Source organism: Pseudoalteromonas sp. S2721 (assembly GCF_005887425.1).
Taxonomy (GTDB): Bacteria; Pseudomonadota; Gammaproteobacteria; order Enterobacterales; family Alteromonadaceae; genus Pseudoalteromonas; species Pseudoalteromonas simplex.
On record NZ_PNCZ01000053.1, the window covers coordinates 44,301 to 55,162 of the forward strand.

General features: G+C 41.4%; 8 protein-coding genes. 4 read left to right on the forward strand and 4 right to left on the reverse strand.

The annotated features are described in order from the left end of the window. Positions 1-101 precede the first annotated feature (101 nt). From CWC02_RS17210 to CWC02_RS17220, 3 genes are all read right to left on the reverse strand, one after another. Positions 102-1,082 carry a GGDEF domain-containing protein gene (locus CWC02_RS17210; RefSeq protein ID WP_249364127.1) on the reverse strand — a complete coding sequence of 327 codons (981 nt, stop codon included), beginning with the start codon at positions 1,080-1,082 and terminating at the stop codon, positions 102-104. A gap of 150 nt (positions 1,083-1,232) precedes the next feature. Next, on the reverse strand, positions 1,233-1,610 hold the full coding sequence (locus tag CWC02_RS17215; RefSeq protein ID WP_138619565.1) for a DP-EP family protein: 378 nt from the start codon (positions 1,608-1,610) through the stop codon (positions 1,233-1,235). Between the two features lie 23 nt (positions 1,611-1,633). Next, the gene (locus tag CWC02_RS17220; RefSeq protein WP_138619566.1) at positions 1,634-4,888 is read right to left on the reverse strand and encodes an nSTAND1 domain-containing NTPase; all 3,255 of its coding nucleotides are present in this window, start codon (positions 4,886-4,888) and stop codon (positions 1,634-1,636) included. A 238-nt stretch (positions 4,889-5,126) separates the two neighbouring features. On the opposite strand from CWC02_RS17220, the gene CWC02_RS17225 reads away from it, so the two are divergent. Further along, positions 5,127-5,555: a hypothetical protein gene (locus tag CWC02_RS17225; RefSeq protein ID WP_062565075.1), complete on the forward strand. Its 429-nt coding sequence runs from the start codon at positions 5,127-5,129 to the stop codon at positions 5,553-5,555. Beyond that, entirely contained in the window at positions 5,552-5,743 is a 192-nt protein-coding gene (locus CWC02_RS17230; RefSeq protein ID WP_054551820.1) for a helix-turn-helix transcriptional regulator, read from the forward strand. The genes CWC02_RS17225 and CWC02_RS17230 overlap by 4 nt, the downstream gene beginning before the upstream one ends. Before the next feature lie 86 nt (positions 5,744-5,829). Here CWC02_RS17230 and CWC02_RS17235 read toward each other — a convergent pair whose 3' ends face one another. After that, on the reverse strand, positions 5,830-7,029 hold the full coding sequence (locus CWC02_RS17235; protein ID WP_138619567.1) for an MFS transporter: 1,200 nt from the start codon (positions 7,027-7,029) through the stop codon (positions 5,830-5,832). A 267-nt stretch (positions 7,030-7,296) separates the two neighbouring features. On the opposite strand from CWC02_RS17235, the gene CWC02_RS17240 reads away from it, so the two are divergent. Together CWC02_RS17240 and CWC02_RS17245 are read left to right on the forward strand one after the other, a co-directional pair. After that, positions 7,297-8,148, forward strand: coding sequence for a universal stress protein (locus tag CWC02_RS17240; protein WP_062565077.1), 852 nt, complete (start codon positions 7,297-7,299; stop codon positions 8,146-8,148). A gap of 104 nt (positions 8,149-8,252) precedes the next feature. After that, positions 8,253-10,385: a TonB-dependent receptor gene (locus CWC02_RS17245; protein ID WP_138619568.1), complete on the forward strand. Its 2,133-nt coding sequence runs from the start codon at positions 8,253-8,255 to the stop codon at positions 10,383-10,385. Positions 10,386-10,862: the final 477 nt, after the last annotated feature.

Consider the following 10,862-nt stretch of genomic DNA (forward strand, 5'->3'; position numbering starts at 1 on the left):
GTCTATAATACGAAACGGGAACAAACAAATAACATTAAAATATAGTATATGTGTTACTTATGATTGTTGTTGAATTTATGTTTTTATTGTTACTGTTATGTTTACGCGCTAATGCTTATTTTATTTCTGCCCTCTGTTTTTGCTCGGTATAAAGCAGTATCTGCTGCACAAATTAATGCCTCTGAAGTACGATATTGATTATTGAACTCGCAAGCAATTCCTTGGCTTACACTTATTCTTAAATCACTCGGTAATCCTATGTCAGTAAATGGCATGTTATTTATTTTTATTTGAATATGTTTAGCAATAGCGGCGGCTGTGTCTTTTTGACAACGGGGTAATATAATAGCAAATTCTTCACCGCCATAACGCGCTGCTAAACAATCGCGAGAAGGGAGTGATTCTGCGATTATACTGGCTACTTTTTGTAAGCATTTATCGCCTTTTACATGACCAAATCGGTCGTTAAATAATTTAAAGTAATCAATGTCGATTAATATAGTGCTAATGGCTTGGTTGGTTTGTACGCTTTCTTGCCAATGCTCTTTTAATGATTCCTCAAGAGTTAATCTATTTGCAAGGCCGGTTAAGTGGTCAGTGGTAGCCTGTTTAATTAAGCGGTTATATTGTTCTTTGTGTGATGATAAATCATGTAATACACAAATAAATAAATTTTCTGCAACAGCAATGTTTTTTGGCAGGCTCGATATACATAAATCCGCCTCAAGGGTTTTACTGTCGGCACGGTTTATTTTAACTTCGTTTGGCCCAAGACTTATCGGCGAGTCTTTATGGTCTAACCAACTGAGTAGAGTATACATGTATTTATCACGGTCGGTGTCGTGTAGGTAATGTAAAATGTTTTGCCCGATTAACGCTTCTTGGTTGTCACCTAAAAGCTGTGCTGCCATCGGGTTTGCAAATTCAAACGTGCCTTGGCCATTAATGATAAACACTCCCTCAGGAATGTTCTGAAACATTTGGGCAATCAGCGCAAGTTGCTCTGAATTGATAGACTGCGGTAGTGCGTTTTTCGCTTCTGGTTTTGCAGTGCTTGGTTGTTCATTTTTATTAGTAGACACGTTCGTTTCCTTTTTGCCGATGCAAACGATTTTGGTGTCTATAAAGTTACTTAAAAAAGTGCAAATTAACCTTCCGGTAATCTTCTGGTTTTAATTTGTTGTTTTATAATGTAAAAAAGCTCCTAAAAAGGAGCTTTTCACGAGAGGCTTTTAGTTTTCTTTTTCGTTCTCAACTTGTGGATCTGCACTTTCATAGCTTGTGCCATTGCACTCTACGATGAAAATCATACACGCAGTACCGCTATTTTCATCTGAATCGGCAATCTCAATTGTTTGACCATTGTTAGTGACTTTAAAGCTAAAGTCTTGCTCGCAATCACCTTCAAGGTTTGCAAATTTAGCACCTGTAAATTGAAAGCCAGCATCCACTGTTGCATCATCAAGTGTATAAATACCTAGGCTGTTTCTTTCATTCACAGTGCCGCCACCAGAAACTTGCTGACCGTCTTGGAAGTATGTGAATAAAGCTTCATTTTCAGTGTTAAGTTTAATATTCACTGAAAAATTGTAAGTTTGACTTTCGCTCATTGTTATTACCTTCTAGTTGTTTTTTATAGATCAAAGTTAGTAATACCTAACTCTATTAGTTTACTTTTAATTGTACCTACCTCACTTTCCTTGTTTAAACAGGTGTAGGCTTTAATAAGTGGGTAAGTTCTTTTTATACTTTTATCGCCGTTATTATTTTCTTCAATTGCATTAATAGCTTCTTGGCATGCTTGTTGTCTTGCTATCTTGTCTTCAGCAAGCTTTGCTTTAATTAAATTAACCTTTATCAGAGCAGCGAGGTTTTCTATTTTGCTAGTGTCAGAAATTCTCTCTATAAAGTCTGAGTTGCTTTCTAACTTTAACAAAAGGTCTTCGGCTTCTCTTAAAAGGTTTCGATTGATATAATAATGAATCACCCCAATTTGAATATTTATTGAGGTTGTATCTGAAAACCCTTGGTTATTAATGTAACTCAAAACATCTTTTACTCTTTCACTTTTTTTGCTTTTATCTAACAGCATTAATTGGTATGCAAGTGATCTATAAAAGGTGCGTTGAAACTTTTGATTTTTTGGATCTTGTATTCTTGCTTGATTAATCGCATTGGTTGCTTTTTCTGCTTTTAAAAATGCCGCTTTCTTATTTGGGAAGTAGCTCAATAAAAAGCTTTGCTGCATATAAGTGTTTGCTAAATAATTATATATGCTTGCATCATTCGGTGACGTTTCAAGCATGTTGATTAGCTGTTGAGAAGCTTGTTCAAGTAGTTCGAGTGCAGCGTTTAGATTCCCTTGGCTTTCTTCTGTGGTTGCAATCCAGCTGATAGTATCTGTCTTATCGCGTAATAAATTTTTGTTATTAGGTTTAAGCTCAAGGGCTTGGTTTTTAAGTTTTAAAGATTCAGTAAAGCTCTGCTTTGCGAGCGCGTAATTAAACTGCTTTAAATACAGCGAGCCAAGTGAATTGTGTGAGTAAGATAGCTCCATAATTGAATTAAAGTCATTAGGGGCAAGCTGATACATTTTTTCACTGTAAGCCAAGTAACGTTTGAACATTGGCTCAGTCGCTAAATAATTACTTTGCTCATAAGTTAAATTACCAAGCCAAAAGGCATTGACCCCTGCGAGCATTAAAACATCTAGGTTATTGGGTTGAATTTTTAGTAATGATTCTAGGCGCGTTCGCGCATTTTCAAAGGCGGTGAAGGCTTCGTCGGTTTTGCCGCGAGAGTAGGCCACTTCACCCATGGCCTCTAAGGTTTGAGCGTATTGAAAACGGTTATTAAACTGGGCTTGTTTATCGCTAAAGTCAAACAACGAGGCAACTTCCTCGTCTTGATTGGTAAAATACTCAAGGGCTTTGTTGCTAATACCATCCAGTAAATCCATACGCCTTACGCTTCTGAGTTTGTCGGCAAATTCACCAACCATAAAACCCAATAAACTCTCCGCTTCTTGGCGTTTTTGTTTTGCTATTTGTTCGGCGTGATAGCTGCGCACGCTCATAAATGTGGCAATAAAGGTTAAGCACACAAGTGCAGCCGCTGTTATTTGTAACACGCGTTTTTTACGTTTGGCTTTGTTGTTAGAAGCTTTGATTAACGCTTGTTCGTCGCTCGATAAGCTAAACATAGGGTTTTTAACTAGGGTTTGTGCTTCTTGCAGCGGTTTGCCTTGGGCTAATAAAAAGTCGCTGTGTTTATGTTCTAGCAGCCATCGCTCGGTGGCAAGTTGCACACGGCTTTGAATTGCTAAGCTTTGTTGATGCTCTTGCACCCAATCTATGGCGCGTTGCCAATGGCGCAGCAGCGCTTCGTGGGCAAGGCTAAAGCAGGCTTGCTCATTTTTAAGGTGTGATACAAACAAGCGGCTGTCGACCATAGCCTGAACAAGCTTGGTCGCGGCAGGGCTGGTTAATTCGCTCCAATGTGCTGCACGGCTAGTAAGTGTTTCGCCATCTGGGCTTAAAGTGATCAGCTTAGAAAGTACTGCGGCAAGTTCAGCTTGTTGGTCTTTGGGTAATTGGCAAAATACCTGTTCGGCTTTTTGGCCGATGGCTCCTTCGATGGTGCCAAGGGCTTGGTATTCAGAAAACAATAATTCGTTGTCTGGGCTGCGCTGCAAGTAAAGCTGCTGCAAGGTGTATTGCAGCATTGGCAATGCATCTGGGTTATTGGCAGTATCGTTACAAAGTTGTTCATCAAGCGGTGTGTGATGCTCTGGGTGATGTTGCCAACTTAAGCCTGCTGCAAGTGCTGGCAAACGGATCATTTGCTTAAGCTCAGAGCGAGTTGGCGCTAATAAGTCAAAGTGTGCGCCATTGGCTTTACCTGCCATTAAACTTGGTTGACTCACTACTTGCGGGTAAAAGTCATTACGACAGGCACTAAAAATGATCATGCAGCCACTTGTTGCTAAGCGCTCAATAAGTGCTAACAGCTGGTTGCGCTCGTCATCGCTAAATAACGGCGATGACAATAGCACTTCGAGCCGGTCGATAAATAAAAATAAATAGGGCGTAGTGCGCTCTGCTTGTAGCGCTGCAAGTGCTGCTTTACAGCGAGAAATAACCTGTTCTGGATCTGTTAATAACAATTCAGCCAACGCATCGGCGCTTATATCGCTAAGTACAGGTGCGTCGTTTATTTCTAAATCGAGCAAGGTTGAGGCTAAATCAATCAGTAAGCGTTCTTTGTTGACATCGGCAAAGTCGAGTTGGCAGTAACTATGTACTCTAATGCCATCGTAGCCATTACTCGACATTAAAGCGGGCAATACACCTGCGTTAACTAACGACGATTTACCTGAACCACTGGCTCCCAAAATTAAGCAAAATGCGCGACCAAACTCAATTTGAGCCGACACTCGCTGTAACAAGGTGGCAATTTGTTTGTTACGACCAAAAAACACATCAGCTTGCTCTGGTGAAAACGCACTTAAGCCAACAAAGGGCGAATCACCTTGCCAACTGGTTTGGCTGGCTTTTTGTTCTTCGTTGAGTGGAAAGTTGATTTCGGCAATAACCCGATAACCACGTTTACGAATGGTTTCTATGTAATGCGGATCACTTGCTTTATCTTCAAAGGCTTTACGTAATTGGGTGATCACTTTATGCAGGGGGTTGTCACCGAGCGCTACATTTGGCCAGCAGTGGCTGATAATTTCTTCACTTGTTAGTAGCTCACCTTGTTTTTCGCATAGCAGCAGTAATACATCCATCGCCTTGGGTTCAAGATGCTTTGTTTGTTCACCGCGTCTGATTGAATTAGTAGCCGGAGTAACTTGCCATTCGCCAACGAAAAACAGCGCCGTATTCATAGTGTTATCTTCATTGTTATTGTTAGAAACGCAGTCCGATTGGACCGATTTTATATTAGATTACGGGATACTTTGATTAATACAATATTATGAGATCAACAGCAAGCGCCTTGCCTTTTCTGACATTAAAAAATCATATTGATGTCGTGTATATAAAACTTTTTGTAAAGTTTGTTTGACTTTTTGTGTTGCTAGGTTAATCTTTAGTCAAGTTTACTTTACTTTTAAGGTGAGAATAATGAATCAAACAGGATTAACCTTTAAACAACGTAATAAGCAGAACACGCTAAACCTCGCTAAATGGACATCAGCATGGGTGATTACTTTAGCAATTGCCTCATTTGGGCCGCATTTTTTATGGCAAGAGCAGGCTATTTTTAGTGTTGTAGCAATCTTAATTAATGTAGTAGTTGGCATCATGATGATTTTATCGAACAAACGACAACTTCAAGGAATGGATGAGCTGCAGCAGCGTATGCACCTTAATGCAATGGCCATTACCTTGGGTGCAAGCTTGGTATTTGGTTTAGCTTACTCGGTGGTGCAATCAAGTGGTTTAATAAGCTTTAAAGAAGATATATCGCACCTCGTGCTCTTTATGGGCTTAACCTATTTAGTGAGTCTTTTAACGATGAATAAGCAGTTAAACGACGAGGGCGAAGAATGAAAAACCGCTTGAAAGTGCTTCGTGCTGAGCACAACTACACCCAAGCGAAACTCGCAGAGCTTTTGGATGTGTCTAGGCAAACTATTAATGCGATTGAAAAAGGTAAATTTGACCCAAGTTTGCCATTAGCATTTAAAGCCGCGCGTTTATTTAACCTGAGTATCGAAGAGATATTTCAGGATGAGTAAGTCTGATAGCGTAGGAGGCGTTTTAACGCCGAATGTTAAATCATTCAGGTTAAACGCCATTTATCCTACGCGATATAAAATCGCTACTACATTTTTGAGAGCTTACAGCTTTGTTTTTTCATCTGCATCGCACTTAACGACCACATTAAAAAGCCACCTAAGAATAATGCCGCCGAAACATAGCCTGTTTGACTAGGGAGTGCGCCCCCAGCAATAGCCATGCCGCCAAGCCAAGGGCCTATGGCATTGGCAGTATTAAACGCACACTGTACTAGCGCACCAATCATGGCATGCCCTTGTGGTGATACATCCATTAATAGCGATTGGATCACGGTACCTAAACCAACACTAAAACCAATAAAGAAAATCACCGCGTATAACAGCCAAATATTATGGCTTGCGCTTACATAACTGGCTGCAAATACTACAGCACCAATTAGCGCAGCCCCTGTGGTTTTCAGCGGTGAGTGGTCGGCGGCTTTACCTAATAGGTAGTTACCTAAAGTACAACCAATACCAAACATGATCATAGCAATAGAGATAGTGTAAGCAGGGGTATGGGTGACTTCTAAAATAGTGTCGGCAATGTAAGTGTAAACACAAAATACACCACCAAAACCAATAATGATGATACCTAGAATGGTCCATACGAGCTTGTTCTTTAATACACTTAACTCATCGAGAATCGATGTTGGCGCGGTATTTTTTACGTTAGGTACGTATTTCACAATCAATACCAAGGCAACTAACGCAAGTACAGCGGTGCCTGCCAAACAATAACGCCAGCTAAAGTTTTGCCCCACTAAGGTGACCATGGGCACACCAACGATAGTGGCAATGGTTAAACCCATAAACACTTTTGACATAAAGCTTGCGCGTTTATCGGCAGGGGCGATGTCGGCAGCCAATAAAATAGCAGCGGCGAAGTAGGCACCGTGTGGTAAACCACTTAAAAAGCGAAATAAAATAAGTTGCTCAAGCGAGTTTGCAAAAGCACTTAAGCCATTGAATAAAAACATCATACTGACAAACATCAACAGTGCATTGCGCTTACGCATGTTGGCGGTTGTGATCATAAATAGCGGTGCACCGACGACGACGCCTATCGCGTAAGCGCTGATGGCATAACCACTTTGCGCTGGCGTAGACGAAAATGTTTCGCTGATCAGGGGCAACATTGGCATCATAGAAAATTCTGATAGGCCTAAAATGAATGTGCCTAAAGCCAATACTATCAGAATGGTAAACGTGCTTGCGTTGCCTTGGGAGTTGGCTACGTTAGTCATGTAATTCCTTTAAAATAAATTTAAAAACAAAATAGATTTTTGATAATTGAAAGTGCCAGTAACAAATACTTTGTTCTGGAGTAGAGATGTGTGCCCAGCGCTATTGTAATACAAATTAATGGGGTTGATACAGTACTTTTTGGAACGTTCTATATTTGTTTGCTATAAGAAAATAACCTGAACTTCTTAAGTCTTTGCTGTTCAAAATAAATACAGAGAAAAAGCCAACTATACTTGGTGAATTAAATTGGTTTAAAGGAGAGTGCAATGAAAAAGATATTTGCTTGTATCGACGGTTCATGCATGACCGATGCGGTGACAGAAGCGGCTATTTGGATTTCTAAGCGCTCCAGCCATCCAATTAATTTTCTGCATGCTTTAGAGCCACCTTTGCCGCAGGGCAGTGATGATTTAACCGCAATTATTGGTTTAGGTTCGCAAACTTCATTGTTAGAGCAATTGGCAAAACTTGAACAAGAGCGCAACAAAGTAGCGTCGCAGCATGGTCAATTATTGCTAGATGAAGCAATGAAAAAAGCTGAGCATGCAGGCCTAACCGAGATTGAGCAACAGCAGCTTTCAATGAGTCTTGTTGATGCCTTACTTGAACATGAAGACAATGCCCGTGTGATGATTATTGGCCGCTCTGGTAAAGGCCATTACGATGATTTTAAAGTACTGGGCTCGCATATTGAAACGCTGATCCGTCAGGTGCATACCCCGGTTGCGATTGTGCCGCCGCAATTTCATGAGCCTACAAACTTTATGCTGGCTTATGATGGCAGCGAAAGTACCGACAAAGCGATTACACAAATTATCAATGGCGGGATTTTATCTGGCTTAGATTGCCACTTGGTGATGGTTGATAAACAAGACGGTCACTGCCAAGACAAACTTGATACTGCCTCAGCAAGGCTGGCAGAAAATGGCTTTAATGTGAGAGCGCGCATGCTCGATGGCGATGTTTACCAAGCGCTGTGGCGATATAAAAGTGACCACGCCGTTGATTTAATGGTGATGGGCGCATTTGGTCACTCTAAATGGCGGCAATTCTTTTTAGGTAGCACGACCTTAAAAATGCTTGAAGATAGCCGTATTCCATTAGTGGTGCTGCGCTAAGTTATTTACCTGTGACAGGGTGCGACAATATGTCACGTGTTCAGGCTAATTAATGAGTTTTATAATCGGCGTCATTAATTATTTGCTTTGATTTCAAAAGAGTTATGAACACGCAATCTTCTCGCCCTGGTTTTTTATTTTCTAAAATTGCTGCAGCACTTAGCTGTGTTTTAAGTATTTCGGCCTTTGCTGATGATTCTATTGAAGTAATAGAAGTACAAGGTCATGCCCAAAATAACCATCAACTAGTTGGCTCTGCAGATGCGTTACTGAAAGATTTAGGTGTTGATTTTTCAGCAGCCGGAGGTGTGTCTAATTTGCCAGTAATGAACGGCATGATGGGCGATAGAGTTAAAGTTTTAGTCGATGGTGCTGATGTTACAGCAGCGTGTGCTAACCAAATGAACCCGCCACTCTCTTATGTGTCGGCAAACCAAATTGCCTCTTACAGTGTTGTTGCTGGTGTATCACCGGTAAGCAGTGGCGGTGATAATATTGCCGGTGTTATTAGAGTTAATACGATTGCCCCTGAATTTAGTGATACAGACTCAGTGAACTGGCGCGCAGGCTATGTTACCGCCCAGTACAAAAGCGTTAACGATAGCCAAGCATACGCGCTAGGTGCCAGCCTTGCGAGCAAACAGTTTAGCTTGTCTTACCAAGGCAGCTTTGAAGATGCTAACAGCTATGATGATGGGCATGGTGAGCGTGTACTTGATACCTTATATCGAGTGCAAAATCATGCGTTAACGGGCGCTGTTCGTGATGAGAAACAACAGCTTGTGGTTAAGCTGACGCATCAAAAAATTCCTTACCAAGGCTTTGCAAATCAATACATGGATATGACCGATAACACCAGCTATGGTTTCGTTGCTCAGTATCAACGTGAGCTTGAAAATGGTGATTTGCAGGTGCAAGTGAATGCGCATGATGTAAAACACGAAATGGGGTTTTTCAGTAATGAGAAAACCGGCATGATGCCGATGAATACCGATGCACAAGATTACAGTTACCAAGTTCATTGGCGCACTGACTTATCAAAACAGTCATCACTAATGCTAGGGCAAGAATATTACGGTTATCGAATTGATGATTGGTGGCCAGCGGTTACAGGGTCAATGATGATGGGCCCAAATGAATACGTAAACATTAACGATGGCAAACGTGACCGCCTTGCGGCATTTGCGGAGTACCAAAACCAAGTAAACCAAGCATGGTGGGTGTCGGCAGGTGTTCGAGTTGAGCAAGTCACAACAGATACTGGCGAAGTGCAGGCTTATAACGAAGGTGGCATGAGCGGTATGGCTAATATGGGCTCAATGATGGATATGTCAAAAACCGACGCCCAAGCTGCGATGGAATTTAACCAATTAGACCGTAAACGTGACGACACCTTAGTTGATATTAGTTTACTTGCTCGCTATCAATTATCGAACAACGATGAGCTACAATTTGGTTTAGCTCGTAAAAACCGCGCCCCTAATTTATATGAGCGTTATAGCTGGGGTGTAGGTACGATGGCAACCACCATGATTGGTTGGTTTGGTGATGGTAATGGTTATATTGGTAACCCAGATTTAGACGCCGAAACAGCTCATACGTTAAGCTCTAGCTACACCAAACTTGCCAAAGACGATAGCTGGCAAGTAACGGCAAATGTTTGGTACACGCAAGTAAATGATTATATTGATGCTGAAGTGACTAAGAGCTTTAATCGCACCGACATGGCGCATACCAAGCGTAATATTCTTACTTTTACGAACCTAGATGCCACTCTTTACGGTGCAAAACTGGCGGGCTTGGTAGAGCTTTACAACTCAAAGCAAGCAGGAAAATGGCAATTAAAAGGCTCACTAACCAGTACTCATGGTGAGCGTGATGATAGCAATGAAGACTTATATCAAATTATGCCACTGCACACTGAGCTGAGCCTAGAGCACGAATACAAAGGCTGGCAAAACGCACTGAGCTGGCAATGGGTTGATAGTAAAACTCATGTTGATGAGCGCCGTTTAGAAAACCAAACCGACAGTTATCAGTTACTGGCTATCTCAAGCCAGAAAACGTGGCAAAATTTAACCTTTAAGTTAGCAATTACCAACTTACTTGATGAATATTACCAACAGCCACTTGGCGGTGTAAGCATTGCTAATTACAAGCAAGATATGAGCAATGGCTTTGAGCAACTTGCCGGACAAGGCCGTTCGTATAATGCCAGTGTGAGTTATAGGTTTTAGAGAAAGCTATCAGCTTTCAGCTGTCAGTTTGAAGCTGAACGGTGTTGCTTACAGGCCTTTACCAAAGGCCTAGCTCGTAGGGGGGACTTTAGTGCCGAAAATATCTTCACAAAATAATGACGAGCTGTCAGCTATCAGCCGTCAGCTTTCAGATTAAAAACCAGAGTTTCTAGTTACGAGAGTAAAGTTAGCGAGTCAGGTCACGTGTCCGATATAAATGTGACATAAGCTGTCGTAGGCGTGAAATTTTTTTCGCGCGAGGGTGCTTGTATTGTGTGGTGGTTGAGACGCGCCAAGCAAGCGTGACGCCTACGGTGTAGGAAGCGTTTTAACGCCGAACAGCTTTATTTTATTCACGGCTAAAGCCGCTCCCACGTTTTTTGATGTAGGCGTGAAATTTATTTCGCGCGTTATATTTTTATATTGCGCGATATAAAATCGCGCCTACAATCTTTTCCTCGAACCTCGAACCTCGAA